The sequence below is a fragment of the Corynebacterium freiburgense genome (genome assembly GCF_030408815.1).
GTDB classification, from domain to species: Bacteria; Actinomycetota; Actinomycetes; order Mycobacteriales; family Mycobacteriaceae; genus Corynebacterium; species Corynebacterium freiburgense.
In genome coordinates, this window is record NZ_CP047355.1 from 1,029,506 (window position 1) to 1,048,453 (window position 18,948).

The following is an 18,948-nucleotide window of genomic DNA, read 5'->3' on the forward strand; positions in this document are numbered from 1 at the left end:
AAGTATATGCTACTCTGGTTGCTATTTTTGGTAGGGGTTTTGGCTATTGTTATTATCCTTACCTTTGTATTCGCCGCATTGTTCGGGCGAGGCGAGGCGTTGCCGCCGCTGCCCCCAGCGAATGAAATTAAGTCGCACAATCGTGCGGCAATTGATAGGGGTGATTTTGATGCTCTGCGCTTTGAAGTGGTCCCGAGAGGCTATCGGCAAGACCAAGTTGATGAGGTAATTGCTTACTTGCTAAAACAACAGGGCATAAAAGGGTTAGACTTGGAAGAAACCAATTAATAACCTGAGTAATGTTTGGAGTTGGGGCACCGATGGCAGCGATGAAGCCTAGGACCGGAAACGGGCCGATGGAAGCGGCAGAAGAAGGCCGGAAGATCGTTATGAGGATCCCCACAGATGGCGGCGGCCGCCTTGTGGTGGAGCTTAATAAGGAAGAGGCTGCCGAACTAGGCGCACTATTGGTTGCTGCAGCTCAGTAGTAGTCTTTTGTAAAATACCTTACGTACATACAAGAGTATTTTTCACGCCTAAATTTTGGGGTACCTGTTATTGTCGAGTTCGCGTTACCATTTCACATGTGCCTTGGTAATTTTTACTATGTAAGGAGCTCGAAAATATGTTGACCGATGTTCTTGATGTTCTCGCTGATCCAATAGATGGCACAGCACTTTCTATGGGCAATGGCGTACTGATCTCAACATCGGGCAATAAGTATCCTATTGCGGACGAAGGCTATGTCACACTCGTAGGTGGGTCTGGGCTGCGTTATACCGGTGATGATGCGACCATGATTCAATCCCGCGAATATTTTCTTTCCCGCGGACATTATGGGCCTTTTGTTGAGGCTGTGTCGAATCATGTGCATCACGCATTGGATGACGCGTCAATTACTGATGATATCCACCCGGTGATTTGCGAGGTTGGCGCTGGCACTGGCTATTATCTTTCCCATACGCTAGATGATGTCGCTGGTGCTCGCGGCGTCGGCATTGATGTTTCCGTTCCCGCCGCTGAGCACTTAGCTCGATGCCATCCGCGCGCCGGCGCTGTAGTTGCTGATGCGTGGGCAAGGCTTCCGCTGCGCGATAATTCTATCGACGTTATTACTGTGGTTTTCGCCCCAAGAAATGCGGCCGAATTCGCTCGCGTGCTTAAACCGGGCGGCCAGGTAGTAGTGCTTACTGACGACGCCGGCCACCTTGCGCAGCTGCGTGAACCGCTTGGGATTATCGACGTCGAGCGCGGAAAAGTTGACCGCATGATCGAACAGGCCGCAGGGCACCTTGTCCCAATAGGTGACCCTGAATCTGTGGAATTCAATATGATCCTCGATCAAGAATCCATTGCTCACCAAATTGGCATGAGCCCATCCGCCCGGCACATCCATCCAGACGTGCTTGCGGAACGTATTGCTGCGCTGCCAAAGCAAATGGAAGTAACCGCCCGCGCTGTAATCACGCGGCTTGCATGCAAAAGCCCTGTATAGCGCAGATACCTAGCCGCGCCCAAAGGGCATTTTTGAGTTTCCCGCTATAGTTTGGTTCCTTTGACTTCATAGCATTGGTGGAGTTCGGCGCCGCCGGTGGCTTCGATTTCCAGGTGTGAGCAGATGTTGTTGAAGTAGATTCTGCTGGCCATAGTGGCCATGCCTCCGTCTGCAAAGACTTCTACTGTTGAGCCGTCGATAAGGATTGTAAGGGCGTCGGTGTCGGCGGCTATTAGTTCGGCGCGGGCGACAGGGGAGCCGTGGTGGTGGGGGTTCATAGATCTGTCGAGGGCGAGGTGGTCACCGGAGTGGCGGATCACGGCGGCGATACTGTCATCGGGATTGTAAAGCGTGACGGTCACTTCGCCGTCATTGGCTTCGAAGAGTCCTGTCCACATGCGGGCATAGTCGGATTCTGCAACTGCGCTTGGGAGTCCGAACGCGGGGGTTTGGAAGAGAAGTCCGCCTTCAAGAGTGGTGAGGCGGGGAATGCTTAGGCAGTTGGCCCATTGTTCGGTGGTTAAGCTGGGGTGGGTTGTGGGGTCGTCGTATCGACCGATACCGTTCATAAGGCCGAAAAGGGCGGCGCGTCCGTAGGTGGTGCGGTCGAGGGTATTTGTATTGCGGGGGCGGGTAAAGTCGTGGCCAAAGTCGAGGCGCTGGAACGGGGTGCGGACGTGGAAAGTAGTTCCATGGAGGGCCCCAACAAGGTACCCGGAGTGGTCGATGCCATCGCGTTCGAGTGTGACGATAAGGATATCGAATACTTCATCAGCGTTTGGGGAAAGCTCGTCGCGCAGGCGAATAATGCGAGGTGCTACTAGCCGAGTTTCGGTTTCGATATTAGTAGTGCCTCGGAATGTAAGCGGCCCTTGGACATTCCAAGTTCTGCGGTCTAAGGATTCCGCAATTACTAGGGTGGGGTGCTCACTGGGCCCGGTGACACACAGCATGAGCCAACCATCGTCTTTGGCAATAACGCAAGGGGAGCGGAAGTCGGTGTATTTATCGGTGTCACCAAGGATTTCGCCGTGGCGCACTACGTGCTCATCTAAATGGAGGGCATCATTAGATACTTCTTCTAGGGTTTCGGCAATATTGCGTATCGACGCCACGTGCACGCTTGAGCGTTCCCCAACTACTGACGTGAAAAATAGATCGAGCTCATCATTGTCACTAATAACTGAACCCGCACGTAGTCGAGTTTCATCCCCGATTGGTGCAAGCACATCATCACAAATATCCCAATCATAGGGGGCGGCTGAAGATACTTGGTGAGCCCAGCGGGCGGGGGCGTCGATACTCGGCTGGTATTGGTGGAACAAATGCCAAGCATCTGCGCTGCGCAAAATACCCGCAGGTGCGTTTAAGATGCCTTGTTCGGCAGTTGCATGAAGTTCCGGATGATGCATGATATTAACCCTTGACTTCTGTGGCGTGGAGTTGATCGTCTAGATCGGTGGGGTCCAGGTTTGCGTTAGAAAAATCCTGCGAAAGCGGAAGACGTAGCTGCAGGTCTGTGCCCGGGCAAATCGCGATATTGGCTTCATCGATCGTGAAATCTAAAACATGCCCGCCGGTTGTGTGGTGTGAGTCGATAAAATGCACATGGCATCCTGGTACCGAAATGCCCTTCTCATATACAGGGGTTCTAAACCCCACCATCACCCCCGCAATATTATGAAATGTTAATTCTGCATCACTTTCAACGGCCTCAAGCATTGGTGGATACGGCTTTTGTTGTTTCGTGACCGTGCGGACGGTGACACTGCGGAAGGTACCCGAAATACGCAATGCATACATATAATTTTTGCTTGGCAAAAGCTGATCAATAAACTTTGAGATCTGGTCGCGCGTAAAACCTACTGGTGAGTGTGCAGTAATTCGGGGCACAAAATTCGTGGCCACAGCATACGGTGATCGTTGCGAAAGCTCGGCAATCTGGGCGCTACCATCACCCCGAAGCTGGTAGCAAACGCCGTCAAGAATCACCATTTCCCCATCAAGGGCATCAAAAGTCCCGATCCCGAAATTTCCGTAGCTCAGTAATTCACTAACCGACATTTCCCCGTCATAGATGCCATCGAGCAATGCGGTCATTAAGGAATTCTGAAAAATTGTGTGGCGCTCCAAAGGAAGGCTTTGCACTTCACTCATGCCCCCGAGGATAGACATCCTCGGGGAATAGTGCACGACTAGTCAGCTTTTGCAAGCAACTTTGGGTGTACTTTCGCAGCATGATCACCTGCGGAAATAGTTCCAGGAGCGATGATTTCAACCGGTCCACGTTTCCGGTGATTTGACACTACAACCGGAGTCGTTGGGTCCAAACCTGCTTTTTCTATAGCTGCAATATCAAACTCAACAAGTACATCTCCCTTGCGGACAATATCGCCCTTTTGGACCTTGAGCTCAAAGCCTTCGCCTTCCATCTTTACCGTGTCAAAACCAATATGCATCAATACCTCCACACCATCATTTGTTGCTAAAGCCACAGCGTGACCCGTGGGGAATGCCACCTTGACGCGGCCATCAGCGGGGGCATACAACACACCTTTGCTTGGAATCACCGCAAAACCAGGTCCAAGTTTTCCGCCAGCAAACATCGGATCAGAAACCTCCGCAAGAGGAATTAACTCACCGTGTAAAGGGCTTGCGAGTTCGGCAATAACCTCAGAGTCTTGGACCGGCGCCGAAACAGCTTGTTTTGCTGAAGGGACGTCTACTGTTTTATCGGCAACTACGGCTGGGGTCCTGCGCCGGAGGTGCAACGCCCATGCAAAGGAAGCAGCAAAAGAGATAACAAAGGAAGTAAACACACAAACAAAGAACATTGGAATATCGCTTGCCTTAATGGACACAAATCCAATAAAGCCAGCTGCTCCCAATGCCACAGCTTTAACCTTAAATAGCGCGATCATGGCACCAGTGATTGCAGCGGTACCCATGCCAATATAGAACGGCCAACGAAGGCGAAGATTCACACCGAAAATCGCAGGCTCTGTAATACCAAAACATGCAGACACACCAGATGCGCTCGCTAGACCACGGAGTTTTTCATCACGAGTGGTCATTGCTACCGCAAGTGTTGCGGCACCTTGTGCAACATTGGCAACTGAAGCAGTGGCAAAAATAAACGAGCCACCCGTGGCAAATAATTGCAATTCAACTGGTGGGAACGATTGATGCAAGCCGGTAATAACGATAGGCGAGTACACCAAACCGAAGAGGAAACCACCAATAGGTCCGGCAGTATCGTATATAGATTGCAAACCATGAGCGAGAGTATCACCCAACCAACGCATTGCGGGACCAACGGCAATAAAGGTCGCAAAGCCAGTCACCAATAATGTAAGCACTGGAGTTAGCAGGAAATCCACTGTGCCAGAAAGCTTAGAATGCAGGAATTTTTCCACGCGGCTAAGGATCCACGCCACCAAAAGTACGGGCAAAACGGTGCCTTGGTAACCAGCCTGCGCTACCTGCAAACCAAATAGGTCCCAGTACTCCATTTTATTTTCCGCAATGGCTTCGGCTACTTCGTAGCCATTGATCAAACTTGGGAAGACCATTGCCATTGCAATACCAGCGCCGAGGAATTCATTTCCACCAAAACGCTTTGTAGCAGTAAAACCAACAAGAACAGGTAAGAACGCAAATGGTGCAGCGGCAAGAAGGTTAATCATTGCCGCGAAGTCTGTAATAACGGGGAATTGTTCAACGAGGGGTTTTGGGCCAAAAAGATTCTCGGCAGTGAGAATATTATTAATGGCCATAAGCAGACCGCCGCCGACCAAAATTGGAATAAGCGGCACAAAAATATCTGCCAGTACTTTAATGGCGCGACTTACTGGATTGCCGCCTTGAGCCGCAACATTTTTTAATTCCTCCGTGCTTACAGTCTTATTGCCAGTAAGCTTGGTGAATTCTTCATAGACCAAATCCACATCGCCAGGCCCGACAATAATCTGAAACATTCCGCCAGCGGAAAATGTGCCTTTGAGATCGGGGTCATCGTCAAGGGCATTTTGGTTGATGAGCGCTTCATCATCAACCACCAACCTCATACGCGTAGCGCAATGCGCCGCCGCCTTAATATTCGATTCGCCGCCGAGCGCTTCAAGCATTCTGCGGGCGACGTCTGCATGGTTCACTGCATCCTCCCAATGTTGGTTTATGTTGGTAAAACCAACATTATCGGAAGTGGCGAGCGTTGCAAAGAGTAAATATTGTGAATTAAGTCACTAAAATATGTGAGAATGCCACGTTTTTAAATGCCCGAACGGACATGGCAATGTTGCCTTTTCCAAAAAATGCTTCAATGCATGATCCGTCTATAAGAAGTTGGACGTCTACGGGGCCAGTGCCTGAAAGTGGCGCGCGGCGAATATCTCCGCCTTCGTGATATGTTTGCGCTGAACGGTTCAGCTCAATATGATCTTGGCCGATATAAAACCGTAAAATTTCCTCTCCCGCAGTGTCGATTAATCGCAAGTTTGAGCCACGCGATACGGCAATGCGCTGATGCTCCCCAAACGGTTGCTGCAATAAAGCGCCACCAGCTAATTGCAACCGGCGAACAACGGTTAATGCATGAACCCAGCCAGCATCCTTAGTGGGTTGATTATCTTGATCTGGCAATCCCATCCAACCCATAAGCCAAGGTTCGGGTGCATTATGTACTATCTGCGGCGCATAAAATTCGGTGCCGTAATCGAGCTCACTAAAGCCCCGCTCAACACTAAATACCGTGCCATCAAGCTGCCCGACGATATAACCACATTGGTGATTATTGGCATAGTGGTAACCATGTTGTTCTAAACCTTGAGGAAGTATGATCAATACATCTTTTTCCATTTGGTCTACTTCATCCCAAATGCGAATGAGATTTGGGCATTCCCACATGTAACCACCGGGTATCATATCTGGTGCGTTGCCCAAGATAGCATTTGAACAATCGAAAGTAATTTCTCCGAGAAATTCCCAGGATCGCCGATCATTTGAGCGATACAATACCACCGCGCCAGATTCATCCACTCGTTGAGCTCCCAACAGCATGAGCCATTGACCATCCCGTAAGAACACTTGTGGATCACGGTAGTGTGCGGTAAATCCGGGTGCGGGCCCATCAATAAGGGGATTATCGGCGGAGCGGACATGTGTGCCTCCGTGTTTTGCATGCCGATCTGTGACCCGCACGAGGTTTTGTGTAGCGCGCCGAACGCCATCTGTTTTTGCATTTCCCGTATAGAACAATTCCAGCTCACCGTCAACTAGAACCGCGCAACCTGAATAGCATCCATGGGAATCGTAATCAACCGCGGGGTAGAGGGCGTCGGGTAAGTGTTCCCAGGATTGAAAATCGCTATCTAATCTGGCGATGGCATGCCCCCAGCCTGTGCGTTTCTGAGCGATCGGCCATTGAGGATCGTGCTGGAAGTACGCATGCAAAATTCCATTATCGTAGTACAAACCATTAGGATCATTGAGCCGACCAATTGGAGGGGAAAGGTGAAATTTTGGACGATAATGTTCGCTCATGCCGATACTGCCTTCCGTGCAATGCAAGCTGTTTTACCTATTAAAATACCCGGACCTGGCATTAGCGTGGATAGGATTAAAAAGTTTTGTGAAAACAGCACATCACAAGTATCAGTTAAGGGGGATTGTTATACTCGCTAAAAGTTCATTGCGCGCAACACTTGATTGCAAGTATGCCGTTAGTAAGGAGTGGCCGTAGCCATGCAAACCTGGATTAATCCGTATTTGACCTTCCGTAGTTCTGCCCGAGAAGCTATGAATTTCTATCAAGGTATTTTTGGTGGAAAACTCGACATGGTTACATTTGGTGAGTTTGGTGCAGCAGAAGCGCCAGAGCAAGAAAACCTTATTATGCACTCTCACTTAGAGACCCCAGATGGTTGGACCTTTATGGCAGCAGATGCTGGCCAAGATTTTCACCCTGACACCAGTATTGAGCTTGCAATAGGCGGAAAACTCTCTGAACTGGAAAAAGTGACCCAATGGTTTGAGGCACTCGCTGAAGGTGGCTCAATTATTATGCCGCTTGCCAAAGCGCCATGGGGAGATCATTTTGGCAACCTGGTGGATAAGTTCGGTGTGAAGTGGATGGTGAATATAGCCGGAACGCAAGAACAATAGCTGCCTCAGGCAAATAACAATGGAAAGGTCTGCCGAGTGTATACATTCGGCAGACCTTGTGTGTATTTGTGCTTTTGTGCAGATTACCTACTCATGGCGTAGTGCATCGATCGGATGTAACTTCGCTGCTTTATTGGCTGGATAGTAGCCAAAGAATAAACCGACACCCACAGAGAACAATAACGCGATAATAATTCCGCTGATAGGAGGTGTAACCACTGTTTTCATAAAGTATGCTCCGAGCATGCCAAAAGCAGAGCCAAGGACAACGCCAAAGATTCCACCTATAAGCCCTACAATCATCGCTTCAACAATAAATTGAATTCGTATATCCCGGCGAGTAGCACCTAGTGCTTTTCGAATACCAATTTCCCGAGTGCGTTCAGTGACCGTCACTAACATAATATTCATTACGCCAATACCGCCAACGAGCAATGAAATACCGCCAATAGCGGAAACCACCAGTTTCATTGTTGTAAGTAAGGTATTAAGTTCGGCGAGCTGCTTACTCAAATCGGTGACTTTAGCTGTGTAGTCCTCGTTATTTTCGTACTGGTCGTCAAAATACTGTTGGAGTGATTTTTTAAATTGTTCTGGATTAAGGTCAGCACTTGGTCGCACACTTATGGTGTCCCAGGCATCGTCTACGTCTGCGATACGTTGCTCCGAAGGCCACGGCACATAGAGTGTTGATGGGTTGTATCCTCCTGTTATTAGGCCGCCACTGTCATCATCTTTATACACACCAATAATGACAAATGAGGTGGCTTCACCCGTGGCAGTTGTAAAGTCAATTTCGGCTCCAAGTGCCTGATTCAAATCCCCATAAAAAACTTCTTCGAGGGTTTGCGGAGAAATCACGGCAACTTGCCGATCTCCAGAAACATCTTCTTCCGTAAAAGCCCGGCCAGCTTTGATTTTCACGCCTTTAAGGTCAAAGTATTCTTCATTAACTGCCATTAATGTTGTTGTAGATTTTTCTCCTTCAAGGGTGGCATTTCCTTTATGGCTCGAATATTCTCCAATAGCAACACCGTCGATCTGGTCACCGAATCGTGTTCGCATATCGTCGATGAGATCAGGACCGATTTTGCTGTCTGCCTCAATCTCGTCAATGCTTCCATATTCTATTTCGTCTGATTCATTTGCGCGGAGTTGAACGCGAACAGTGAAGTCGTTGACACCAACGCTTGCCAAATTATCAGAAGTTTGTTTCTCTAGCGCCTTTCCAAGTGTAAGAATCGTAATAACCGCAGCGATACCAATAATCACACCAAGTAGTGTGAGCAAAGCGCGCATTTTATTAGTGCGCAGACTTGTTAATGCTAGGGAAATTGATTCGGCAAAACTCATGAGCTTATTTCCGTTTTGGTAATTACACCGTCCACCATTACAACAGTGCGGGAAGTTTCCGCAGCTAATTCAGGGTTATGCGTAATAAAAACAATGGTTTTATGCTGTTCCTGATTGAGCTTATGGAACATATCCATAACTAACCGTCCGGTGACGGAATCAAGTGCACCGGTGGGTTCGTCGGCGAGTAAAAGGTCAGGGTTATTGGCTAAAGCACGGGCAATTGCTACACGTTGTTTTTGGCCACCAGATAATTCGTTAGGTTGATGGTTCATACGGTCGCCCATATCAACCATTTCTAGTAATTCTTTTGCACGCTCGTTTCGTTCGCGGGCTGAGTAGCCGGCGTAAAGCATTGGCATTTCAACGTTTTTGAGTGCGCTAATTCTGGAAATAAGGTTGAAGTTTTGGAAAATAAACCCAATGTTCTGGCTGCGATAATGCGCTAACTCATCGTCGTTTGTATCAAGCATATTCTCGCCACCAAAGAAATAGGTTCCTTGAGTGGGACGATCAAGCAATCCAATAATATTCATTAGTGTGGATTTGCCAGAGCCAGATGCACCGACAATTGATACAAACTCACCTTTATTCACATCGAAGTCGCATCCGGGAATTACGGTTAATTCGGCCGGAGTGCCAATATTAAACGTTTTGACAATATTGCGCATCTCAATAAGACGCTCATTGTCTTGTATTTGATAGTCAAGCATCTACTCACCTTTTTCGGTTGTAGAAGATTCAGAACTTGACGACGTTTCATCAACAACTATTGGGCTACCAACCATATTGCGGTAGTTTTCCGGTTTGGTAATAATAATGTCGTTTGCTTTTAGTGATCCATTATCAATAACAGCTTCCACATCATTGGAAGTTTTGATCTTGATTTTTCGTTCCTCAATAATGCGGGAACCGTTCTTTTCCGCAGCTACCAGCACGGCCTTGGCGCCGTCATCAGTGGAGAAAATAGCATCTCTTGGAACCGTAATTACATTCGGAATTTCGTCAGTAATAATCTGCAGCTTTGCTGAGCCACCGATAAGCAGGCCGTCGCGATCGCCAACAACTTCAATCTCTACCGGGAATGTGGCTTTTTTGCTTGACGACGTCGCAGAACCACCGCCGCCACCGGCTCCATTGCTTCCTGCAGTCGGGGCTGCTTGCTCTGCCTCATTAGTGCCGACCGGGGAAACGGAGGTTACACGTCCGCTGAATTTCTTATTTCCCGTGGCTAAGGTTGTGAAAATTACTGGTTTACCCGGAGTGATTTTTGAAACATCAACTTCTTTTACCTCAGTGCGGATAAGCAACGTTGAGTCATCACCGACAGCAAGTACCGCGCCATTTGCGGGTTGTCCTTCTTCGGTCATGATCTTGGTAACTACACCATTAAAAGGTGCTCGAATCTCAGATGAAGAAATATCGTAGCGAAGTTGGTTGGCGCTTTGTTCAGTAACTACGTGTCCGGCTTCGGCTGCGCGAACTGCGTGGTTTACCGCCTGTTCGTAACTTTGTACCTTGTGGTCGGAAGCAAGAATGGTGGATTCTAAAGCTGTTGCTGCTTCTTTTTTGCTTTCGAAGGCACCACCGATTGCGCGTTGAGCTGCAGCCAGATCTTGGTCGATTTTAGCGAGGTTATCGATGTATGTTCGTTCCTGCAACGCTAGATTCTGGTTAGCATTATTGAGCTGATTTAAGGCATCGGCACCATTAAGTAAGGAACTTGACCCTGTGCCAAGCCCACCACTACCAGGTGAACCTTGGCCGCCTGTTCCCGGAGTGTCGCCACCACCAGGATTGCCAGTGCCTCCTACTGCTGTATTGCCGGTACCCGTCCCGCCTGTATCACCAGCACCGCCGCCGGGAGTGTTACCACCGGGGTTGCCACCATTACCTGGAGAACTACCGCTCGGATTACCTCCAAGGATTTGTGCAATACCGAGACCTGCGCGAACGGTATTAATCGCGGCGGTAAGGACTTGGGAGCGAGCATTTTCTACGGCCATACCTTGATCACGAATTAATGGGTCTCGGCCAAGGTCCTTATCGGCTTGCTTATTTTCAAAAGTTTTAACAGCTTCATTGTATTGGTCTTCAGCTGTACGCAAAGCTGCTTGTGCACTATTTATTTCAGGGTTTAAACCTTTATTGATTGCTTCTTGATATTGGTTTAGCTGAGTGCGTGCCTGTTCCACCTGATTGAGATTGCCAGCTTCTGTACTTGCCTGCTCGGCCATCTGGCGGTTGAGTTCACGCTCGACATCGGATACATCAATTTGTGCGATTAATTGTTCAGCGTTTACGCGATCACCAATTTTTACGTCAACTTTAGAAACTGGCCCTTTGAGATGGGTAAAGAGGGTTGCGGTTTTCCCTGGTGCCACCGCGCCTGTGACTGCAACTTTATTGGAATATTTTTGAGTTTTAAGGACCTTATAATCACTCGAAGTGACTGTAATACCACTGCTGGACTGTGCCATCCAGAACCATCCCAGGGCAGCGACCACTAACAAAGCGAGGGCCGCGAGCAGGATTTTGCCGCGGTTGGCTAGCATCTTCTTTGTTTTGTGTCGAGGCTTAGGGGAACCTGCGACAGCTGCCGTATTCAATGTCAATCCTCCTGGCTGCTAAGCGGATGGTTCAACGGTCGTGGTGTTACGTCTATTTTTCAGCAAAGTTTAATACAAAGCTTGGCATGCTTTTTGGTTGATGCCCCTTATCAACGCAATAGCATCTACGAATCTTCAAATATAAAGCTTGCTGCAAATTGATCTAGGAGCAAGCTTAATTGTCGGAAGCGTTCAAAACATCGGGGAAAACCCTGAGTTGTCCCCTACTTTAGATAGTTCGTTAGCGCAAAAGAAAGAATTGTGGGCAATATCTCAGAAGGTTTGCTATATGAATAAGCTTATCTTTTAAGCTACTGCCCAAGTTCGTGCCGTACACGAACTAGATGAGAGATCGATAAATATCTACCGTTTGTTCGGCGATGGTAGCCCAGGAGAAATCTTCGATGGCGCGGCGTCGTCCAGCGTCACCAAATTGCTTGGTTTGCTCAGGATTGGCAGCCAATGTGTTTATTGCAGAAGCAAGCCCTTGCTCAAAACCTTCTGGGTCAGCTTCGTCATAGTGAACGAGTGTCCCGGTCGTTCCATTGACCACAACCTCTGGAATGCCGCCAACATCGGAAGCAATAACGGCGGTGCCACATGCCATGGCCTCAAGATTGACAATGCCTAGAGGTTCATAGATGGATGGGCAAGCAAAAATACTTGCAGCGCTCAATATTTCCTGGACTTTTTCTTTGGGGAGCATTTCTTGCACCCAGAAAATTCCGTCATGCGTGGTTTGCAATTCTTCGACAAGTGCTTTGGTTTCTGCGGCGATCTCTGGGGTATCCGGAGCGCCTGCACAGAGCACAAGTTGAATTTCTGGATCAAAAAGTTTCGCTGCCTTTACAAGGTGTCCAACGCCTTTTTGGCGTGTAATACGACCAACAAAAGCAACAATTGGGCGGGAGGGGTCGACGCCGAGCTCTTGCAGGATCGAATCAGGCGCGGCGTCGAAAATCGGCCGAGGTTGCCAGAGCTCTGTGTCAATACCATTGAGCACCACATGTACGCGTTCTGGCTCAATACGTGGATAAGCATCGAGTACTGCGTCCTTCATACGTGAAGAAACTGCGATAACTGCGTCAGCATATTCCATTGCGTTTTGCTCAGACCAACTTGAAACGTCATATCCGCCGCCAAGTTGTTCACGTTTCCATGGACGGTGCGGCTCCAGCGAATGTGCCGTAACTACGTGAGGGATTCCATACAGTTTGCCTGCAAGATGTCCTCCTAATCCTGAATACCAGGTGTGTGAATGGACAACATCAACATTATTAGCAGCATGAGCCATTCGAAGCCCGGTAGATAATGTCTGCAATGCGCCATTAGCATCCTGCAAGACTGGATCTACTCCATGCGCAAATACATTCGGTTCGTTACGTGGTTTACCCATGCAATGAACATCTACTTCAACGAGTTTTCGCATATAACGCGTTAACTCCGCGACGTGTACACCCGCACCACCGTAAATTTCTGGCGGGTACTCCTTAGTCAACATTCCTACTCGCATAATTCCGAGCGTAGACGTGTGAACGTGGGTTTTGCAGGAAAACTTATGTGCTCATTCAGGCAAACTTTTACCTTAACGCCGGTATTGTGTCCGGTACGAGACCAGCTGGATAGCGTTGTATGTCACAAGGGCTAATTGTGACCTGGGATTTCTATAATTTTCGGGGTTGTTTGTCTCACTTTCGCGGCAAGAATATGTCAAAGGTTATAGTTTGGAATATGTGAGGAGCCAACCACATGTCTTAGCAATTGTCCTTGCCGGTGGTGAGGGTAAGCGTCTGTTTCCGCTCACTGCGGACCGCGCAAAACCCGCCGTGCCTTTTGGCGGAACCTACCGGCTCATTGACTTCGTACTGTCTAATCTGGTGAACGCCGGATATATGCAAATTTGTGTATTAACCCAGTACAAGTCTCACTCTTTGGATCGCCACATTTCCCAGTCGTGGCAATTGTCCGGTTTAGCTGGACAGTATATTACCCCTGTGCCGGCACAGCAGCGGCTCGGTAAACGTTGGTTTACTGGCTCCGCAGATGCCATTTTGCAGTCTCTTAACCTGATTTATGACGAGGACCCCGAGTACGTCATCGTATTTGGTGCAGACCACGTCTATCGTATGGATCCAAGCCAAATGGTTGAGGAGCACATCGCTTCAGGTAAGTCTGTTTCCGTTGCAGGTATTCGAATTCCGCGGTCCGAGGCCAGTGCATTCGGCTGTATTCAATCAGACAGCGAAGGAAACATTACCGAATTCTTGGAAAAGCCAGCTGACCCACCTGGAACCCCAGATGACCCAGACGTCACCTATGCATCAATGGGTAACTACGTGTTCACAACCAAAGCGCTTATTGAGGCTTTAAAGCAAGATGCTGAGCGCGAGGACACTGAGCACGATATGGGTGGAGACATTATCCCTTATTTCGTATCTAAAAACGATGCGCATGTTTATGATTTCTCCAAGAATGCTGTCCCAGGGGAAACTGAACGTGATAAAGGGTACTGGCGGGATGTTGGTACTATCGACGCCTTCTATGAAGCCCATATGGACCTTATTTCCGTTCATCCGGTGTTTAACCTATACAACCGCCGTTGGCCGATTCATAACACGGATGATGGCAATCTGCCTCCTGCAAAGTTTGTGCAGGGCGGCATAGCGCAATCTTCGATGGTGGCATCTGGTTCGATTATTTCTGCCGGTACTGTCCGTAACTCTGTGCTTTCTAATAACGTGATTATTGAAGAAGGTGCAACGGTTGAGGGCTCAGTGCTTATGCCTGGTGTCCGAGTGGGCAAGGGCGCTGTAGTGCGTCATGCCATTTTGGATAAAAACGTTGTTGTTTCTGACGGCGAGTTTATTGGCGTTGATCATGAACGGGACGCAGCTCGTTTCCAAATCAGTCCTGGTGGCGTGGTTTGTGTTGGCAAAAATGAAGTAGTGTAGTCGGCTTATAACCTCGTACACTGCAAAAATGCTCTGCTGGATGTTGTATATCTGGCAGAGCATTTTGGTTGTAAGCCTTGCTATGTGGAGGCTAGCTTACATCGGAGTTTTGACTAATTCGGCGTTTTGAAACAATGGTCATTCCAGCGCCGAGAGGAAGTCGGCTTACCACGGCGTCTTCAAGAAGGTTTAAATATTCGTCGATTTCGCGGGCAGCCAAGGTATCGCGGTCTTTGCGGGTTTCGTCTGCAAGAGTGCCATCAAGCAAAGAATCTGCAAGCACTAGTACGCCACCTTCTTCCAAAAGCGGCCAAGCAATTTTAAAGAATGCTTTGAGTTCAGTTGGGCGGACTTCCCCGTAGATAAAATTGTAGGAGTCTGCCGCAAGACGATTCATTACCTCGAGGGGTCGTGAGGGGAGGAAGCGCACAGCACTTGGTCGGTAGCCTGCGTGGCGAAATGTGGTGCGTGCTTGGGCTTGTAGCTCGGTTTCGGGGTCGATACACGTAAGGTGTCCTTCTTTTCCAAGCCCGTGCAAGATGTGGAGCCCTACAACGCCTGCGGCTGGTGTGACTGCGATCGCTGCCGCATTTTCGGGTGTCGCGGCACCTGCCGCGAGGGTGCTCAACAGTGAACCAGTGAGGATGTCTGGCACGGTGACGCCGAATTCTTGTGCATCTTGTCGAGCTTCGGCGAGTGCTGCAGGTACTTCAATGGTCGAGGTTATATAGGAGTTGAGAGTATCGAGAGCGGTGTCAGTCACAAAGGTCATTTTATGTCGCGCGCGTTCGGTCCTGCAGTTGTACTCGCCGGAATGTTACTAGTGGTAGAGTTGTGTCCTATCGTGACAAGTGGCAATCCATTTTAAAGTCACGTTATATAAACGAATCCAAGCTCTCAGCGTGGTCTTATTGGAGATTAGGGGCTATACTAGTACAACAATGCAAAATCGAATCATGATCACGCGCGCAGATGAGTCCCCATCCGACGATATTGAGGCATCATTGTCTGGAACTGCAGCTTTTGATGCTGGTCAAGGGGAGATGCCTTCCTGGGCTGAGTTGGTCCAGGAACATGCGGATAGTGTGTATCGCTTAGCGTTCCGGTTGACTGGTAACCAACATGATGCGGAAGACCTTACCCAAGAAACCTTTATGCGGGTATTCCGTTCGCTCAAAAACTATAAACCTGGAACTTTTGAGGGTTGGCTGCACCGTATTACTACGAACCTCTTCTTAGATATGGTTCGGCATCGCAATAAGATCCATATGGAAGCTTTGCCTGAGGATTATGATCGCGTTCCAGGCAATGATATGACTCCTGAACAGGCATATCACTTTGCCAATTTAGATCCTGCTTTGCAACGTGCACTGGATGAATTGAGTCCAGACTTCCGTGTTGCAGTGGTGTTGTGTGATGTTGTGGGCATGACCTATGACGAAATCGCAGATACCCTTGGTGTGAAAATGGGTACAGTCCGTAGTCGTATTCACCGAGGTAGAAGCCAGTTACGTGCAAGTTTAGAAGCGAATCCGGACGCCGAACAATTTGTCGCGGCGCAATAATTTCCATTCCGGCGTATCCTCGTGGGAAAAGGAGGCGTGACGATGCGTAAACAACCCAAGCAATTTGCTTCAGTTGAGCACCTAAGCGCCGAGGCTGTCGCCGCTTTTGTTGATCATGAGCTAAGTCCAGGTGCAATGCACCGAGCGCGTATCCATTTAGTGCACTGCCCGGAGTGCCGTGCCGAGGTGGCACATCAGCGTCGGGCTTCGGAGCGTCTTCGCACTTGTGCCGATAGTGAAGATATTCGCGCGCCACAGGATCTTTTAGCTCGGTTAGCAGATCTTGCGTCTTCCTGCCCACAAGGGCCTGGTGCGGAAGAGAAGATGAGCGGTAACCCCGAAACGTTGCTCGATCGCGTTGAAGTTATATACCGTGCTGTACGGCGTAGTCGCTTGCGGTAGGCTGGGGGAGTGTTTAGCAATGTCGGTTGGGGAGAGATTCTCTTCCTGTTTGTTATTGGTTTAATTGTCATTGGACCAGAGCGGCTTCCGCGCGTTATTGAAGATGTACGAGCCGCTATTTACGCAGCCAGGAACGCAATTGAAAATGCTAAAAAGGATCTTAGTAAAGAGATAGGGCCAGAGTTTGATGAGTTGAGTAAGCCAATTGCTGAACTCGCTGCGCTAAAAAGCATGGGGCCAAAGGCCGTACTCACAAAAACACTGTTGGATGGGGACGATAGCGTGTTAGATGCATTTAACCCAAAAAACATTATTAGCAAAGAAGAGCTACGTCTTGACGCCCCACCTTCTGCAGGACCCAAAAAACCTGCACCTTCACCACAATCCGATGTAGAGTCCACTGCAACGCCAACTGGACAAGCAAAAGGTGGGTTTTCGTGGGTTGATGTTACATAGCCAATTTGGCTTTGTGCATAATTAGCGGTAACCTTTCCGCAGGTCATCGACGATTCGAGGATGTTCAAGAGTAGATGGCTCAAGTGTGAGACGTTGATTATCTTTGCCAAATACGGTTGCGGCATCGAGTACCTCTTGGTTGAGGTAGCGTAAATCCGGAGCATCAGATCGTAATGTTGCTTTTTCGGCGCATAAGATAAAGCCCCAATCGCCAAATGTTGGTACATGGGTGTGATACGGGACCGTATGTTTACACCCAGCGTTTCGTAGCGTGGCGTCGATACGCCAAAATACTTCAGGGGTGGAGTATGCGCTGGAGGCTTGAACTACAAGACGTCCATGAGGCGTTAATGTACGTAATGCCATACCGTAAAATTCGGTGGAATATAAGCGGGCGAGTGTTGCCGAATCCGGGTCAGGAAGATCAATAATAACGGTGTCATAGGATTCGTGATGGCCTGCCCGCAGCCAAGTAAAAGCATCGTCAATAATGACATTTACGCGAGGATCGTCAAGTGCCCCGAGATTATCTTCACGCAATTGATTACGCGCAATTTCAATAACAGCAGGATCCAATTCAACTTGAGTGATTCGCATATCCGGGTAGCGGAGTAAATCTCGTGCAGCGAGACCATCACCGCCCCCGATAATCAGTGCTTTTTTCGCCTTTTCTGGAACAGCAGGATGTACTAAAGATTCGGTATAACGGTGCTCATCACGGCTGGAATATTGCAAACCACCATTAAGAAAAAGTCGCCGGTCTGAACCATATTGAGTAATCACGATGTCTTGGTAATCAGATTGTTGAGCGAAGACTACTGGGTCGCTATACAAGGCCTGGCGTGCGGTAGTTACAATTCCTTCACTCCGAAGCACTAAAACGATTAGCACTAATGCAGCAATAATAAGGCTTGTTGTTTGAATCCAAAATGCACGCACCGAAAGGAGTGGGCGTAACAGCACTACTGCAATAAATAACGCGGCGCCAATATTAAGGAGTCCAGCTGCGAGTGTTCCCCGAACTAAACCAAGTGTGGGAAGCAAAAGAAACGGCCATGCAAGGCCGCCAATTAGTGCCCCAAAATAGTCTGCTGCATTTAATGTAGCAACCTGCTGGCCGGCAACTTGTGCGGTTGCTGTGCGGCCATGTTGAAGCAGTGTCATAAGCAGTGGGACCTCGGCCCCAACGAGGATTCCGCTTAAAGCGGTAGCCACAACTAATGCGGATACTGACTGGCCAACAGTGGCAAAGAAAATATAGAGTGCCAGGGCCGAAATACCGCCGGTTAACCCAAGGAGTGTTTCTACTGCAAGAAACGTTTGTGCTGGCCAGCGAAGCAGTGGTTGAATACAAAATGCCCCGAATCCAAGGGAGGCCACATAGCCAGCAACAATAAGAGAGGTTTCTACCACACCACCACCATTAAGGCTGGTAGCAAGGGTGAGCAGTGCTAATTCATAGACTAAACCGGAAGCGGCGCAGATTCCTACGGAAATAAGCAGAAACCAGCGCCACTTTTTGGATATTGCTACGTTATGCATGCTGCATTAATCACAGAAATAACAATTATTGTAGTAGCGGCAACAAAAACACCAGCCCGAGGTTTTGGATCGCCGATCACATCACGGAATCGATGCGGTGTTAAAAACTCAATGCAGGCTAACGCGCCGGTTTGGATAAGTACACCAATACCGCCAAAGACTGCAACATCGAATAAACCTGTTAAAAGGTCAGCAGAGGAATGCAAAATTGCCGAGACAATAATAATTCCAAGTGCAATCTGTTGTGCCCCAGTAATAAGGGCTGCATTGGGAAGATGTTTAACAAATACTAACTGCCGTAGTCTGCCCGGGGTAATAAGATCGAGCACTAAAAACCCGATAACCAAAATAACTATGGAAAGGGCAAAATATGCAAATGTAGCGGCGATTTCGTACAACATAATAACGAGAAC

At 48.7% G+C, this 18,948-nt stretch carries 19 protein-coding genes; 8 read left to right on the top strand and 11 right to left on the bottom strand.

Annotated elements, in window-relative coordinates; translation table 11 throughout:
- The first annotated feature begins 6 nt into the window (after positions 1-6).
- From CFREI_RS04710 to CFREI_RS04720, 3 genes are all read left to right on the top strand, one after another.
- Positions 7-288, top strand: a complete 282-nt coding sequence (locus CFREI_RS04710; RefSeq protein WP_027013370.1) for a hypothetical protein — start codon at positions 7-9, stop codon at positions 286-288.
- 32 nt (positions 289-320) lie between these two features.
- Entirely contained in the window at positions 321-488 is a 168-nt protein-coding gene (locus tag CFREI_RS04715; protein ID WP_084170831.1) for a DUF3117 domain-containing protein, read from the top strand.
- Between the two features lie 137 nt (positions 489-625).
- Complete coding sequence (locus CFREI_RS04720; protein WP_027013369.1) at positions 626-1,495, top strand: methyltransferase domain-containing protein; 870 nt, start codon at positions 626-628, stop codon at positions 1,493-1,495.
- A 44-nt stretch (positions 1,496-1,539) separates the two neighbouring features.
- On the opposite strand, the gene CFREI_RS04725 is transcribed toward CFREI_RS04720, so the two are convergent.
- From CFREI_RS04725 to CFREI_RS04740, 4 genes are all read right to left on the bottom strand, one after another.
- Complete coding sequence (locus CFREI_RS04725) at positions 1,540-2,910, bottom strand: glycoside hydrolase family 32 protein (RefSeq protein WP_027013368.1); 1,371 nt, start codon at positions 2,908-2,910, stop codon at positions 1,540-1,542.
- Position 2,911: 1 nt separating this feature from the next.
- Positions 2,912-3,652 (bottom strand): acetolactate decarboxylase, encoded by a 741-nt coding sequence (budA, locus tag CFREI_RS04730; protein WP_027013367.1) that lies wholly within the window; start codon positions 3,650-3,652, stop codon positions 2,912-2,914.
- A gap of 38 nt (positions 3,653-3,690) precedes the next feature.
- Complete coding sequence (locus CFREI_RS04735) at positions 3,691-5,649, bottom strand: sucrose-specific PTS transporter subunit IIBC (RefSeq protein WP_027013366.1); 1,959 nt, start codon at positions 5,647-5,649, stop codon at positions 3,691-3,693.
- A gap of 82 nt (positions 5,650-5,731) precedes the next feature.
- On the bottom strand, positions 5,732-7,036 hold the full coding sequence (locus CFREI_RS04740; RefSeq protein WP_027013365.1) for a glycoside hydrolase family 32 protein: 1,305 nt from the start codon (positions 7,034-7,036) through the stop codon (positions 5,732-5,734).
- Between the two features lie 201 nt (positions 7,037-7,237).
- Between CFREI_RS04740 and CFREI_RS04745 the strand changes: the two genes are divergently transcribed.
- Positions 7,238-7,657 (top strand): VOC family protein, encoded by a 420-nt coding sequence (locus CFREI_RS04745; RefSeq protein WP_027013363.1) that lies wholly within the window; start codon positions 7,238-7,240, stop codon positions 7,655-7,657.
- Positions 7,658-7,744: 87 nt separating this feature from the next.
- Here CFREI_RS04745 and CFREI_RS04750 read toward each other — a convergent pair whose 3' ends face one another.
- The 4 genes from CFREI_RS04750 to glgA all read right to left on the bottom strand — a co-directional run bounded on the left by CFREI_RS04750 (position 7,745) and on the right by glgA (position 13,132).
- Positions 7,745-9,010 carry an ABC transporter permease gene (locus CFREI_RS04750; protein WP_027013362.1) on the bottom strand — a complete coding sequence of 422 codons (1,266 nt, stop codon included), beginning with the start codon at positions 9,008-9,010 and terminating at the stop codon, positions 7,745-7,747.
- Positions 9,007-9,723, bottom strand: a complete 717-nt coding sequence (locus tag CFREI_RS04755) for an ABC transporter ATP-binding protein (RefSeq protein ID WP_027013361.1) — start codon at positions 9,721-9,723, stop codon at positions 9,007-9,009. The genes CFREI_RS04750 and CFREI_RS04755 overlap by 4 nt, the downstream gene beginning before the upstream one ends.
- A complete protein-coding gene (locus tag CFREI_RS04760) occupies positions 9,724-11,619 on the bottom strand; it encodes an HlyD family efflux transporter periplasmic adaptor subunit (protein WP_156907803.1) in 1,896 nt (631 codons plus the stop codon).
- A 340-nt stretch (positions 11,620-11,959) separates the two neighbouring features.
- Positions 11,960-13,132, bottom strand: a complete 1,173-nt coding sequence (gene glgA / locus CFREI_RS04765; RefSeq protein WP_051256079.1) for a glycogen synthase — start codon at positions 13,130-13,132, stop codon at positions 11,960-11,962.
- A 211-nt stretch (positions 13,133-13,343) separates the two neighbouring features.
- On the opposite strand from glgA, the gene glgC reads away from it, so the two are divergent.
- Positions 13,344-14,570 (top strand): glucose-1-phosphate adenylyltransferase, encoded by a 1,227-nt coding sequence (gene glgC / locus CFREI_RS04770; RefSeq protein ID WP_205618470.1) that lies wholly within the window; start codon positions 13,344-13,346, stop codon positions 14,568-14,570.
- A 91-nt stretch (positions 14,571-14,661) separates the two neighbouring features.
- Here glgC and CFREI_RS04775 read toward each other — a convergent pair whose 3' ends face one another.
- Positions 14,662-15,342, bottom strand: a complete 681-nt coding sequence (locus CFREI_RS04775; RefSeq protein ID WP_035112415.1) for an O-methyltransferase — start codon at positions 15,340-15,342, stop codon at positions 14,662-14,664.
- A gap of 184 nt (positions 15,343-15,526) precedes the next feature.
- Between CFREI_RS04775 and sigE the strand changes: the two genes are divergently transcribed.
- The 3 genes from sigE to tatB are packed head-to-tail and all read left to right on the top strand — an operon-like array spanning position 15,527 to position 16,993.
- On the top strand, positions 15,527-16,135 hold the full coding sequence (gene sigE, locus CFREI_RS04780) for an RNA polymerase sigma factor SigE (RefSeq protein WP_035112455.1): 609 nt from the start codon (positions 15,527-15,529) through the stop codon (positions 16,133-16,135).
- Between the two features lie 42 nt (positions 16,136-16,177).
- A complete protein-coding gene (locus CFREI_RS04785) occupies positions 16,178-16,537 on the top strand; it encodes an anti-sigma factor family protein (protein ID WP_027013355.1) in 360 nt (119 codons plus the stop codon).
- Between the two features lie 9 nt (positions 16,538-16,546).
- Positions 16,547-16,993 (top strand): Sec-independent protein translocase protein TatB, encoded by a 447-nt coding sequence (gene tatB / locus CFREI_RS04790; RefSeq protein WP_027013354.1) that lies wholly within the window; start codon positions 16,547-16,549, stop codon positions 16,991-16,993.
- Positions 16,994-17,014: 21 nt separating this feature from the next.
- Here tatB and CFREI_RS04795 read toward each other — a convergent pair whose 3' ends face one another.
- A complete protein-coding gene (locus CFREI_RS04795; RefSeq protein WP_027013353.1) occupies positions 17,015-18,535 on the bottom strand; it encodes a polyamine aminopropyltransferase in 1,521 nt (506 codons plus the stop codon).
- Entirely contained in the window at positions 18,523-18,936 is a 414-nt protein-coding gene (locus CFREI_RS04800; protein WP_027013352.1) for a DUF350 domain-containing protein, read from the bottom strand. Before CFREI_RS04800 ends, CFREI_RS04795 begins: the two co-directional genes overlap by 13 nt.
- Positions 18,937-18,948: the final 12 nt, after the last annotated feature.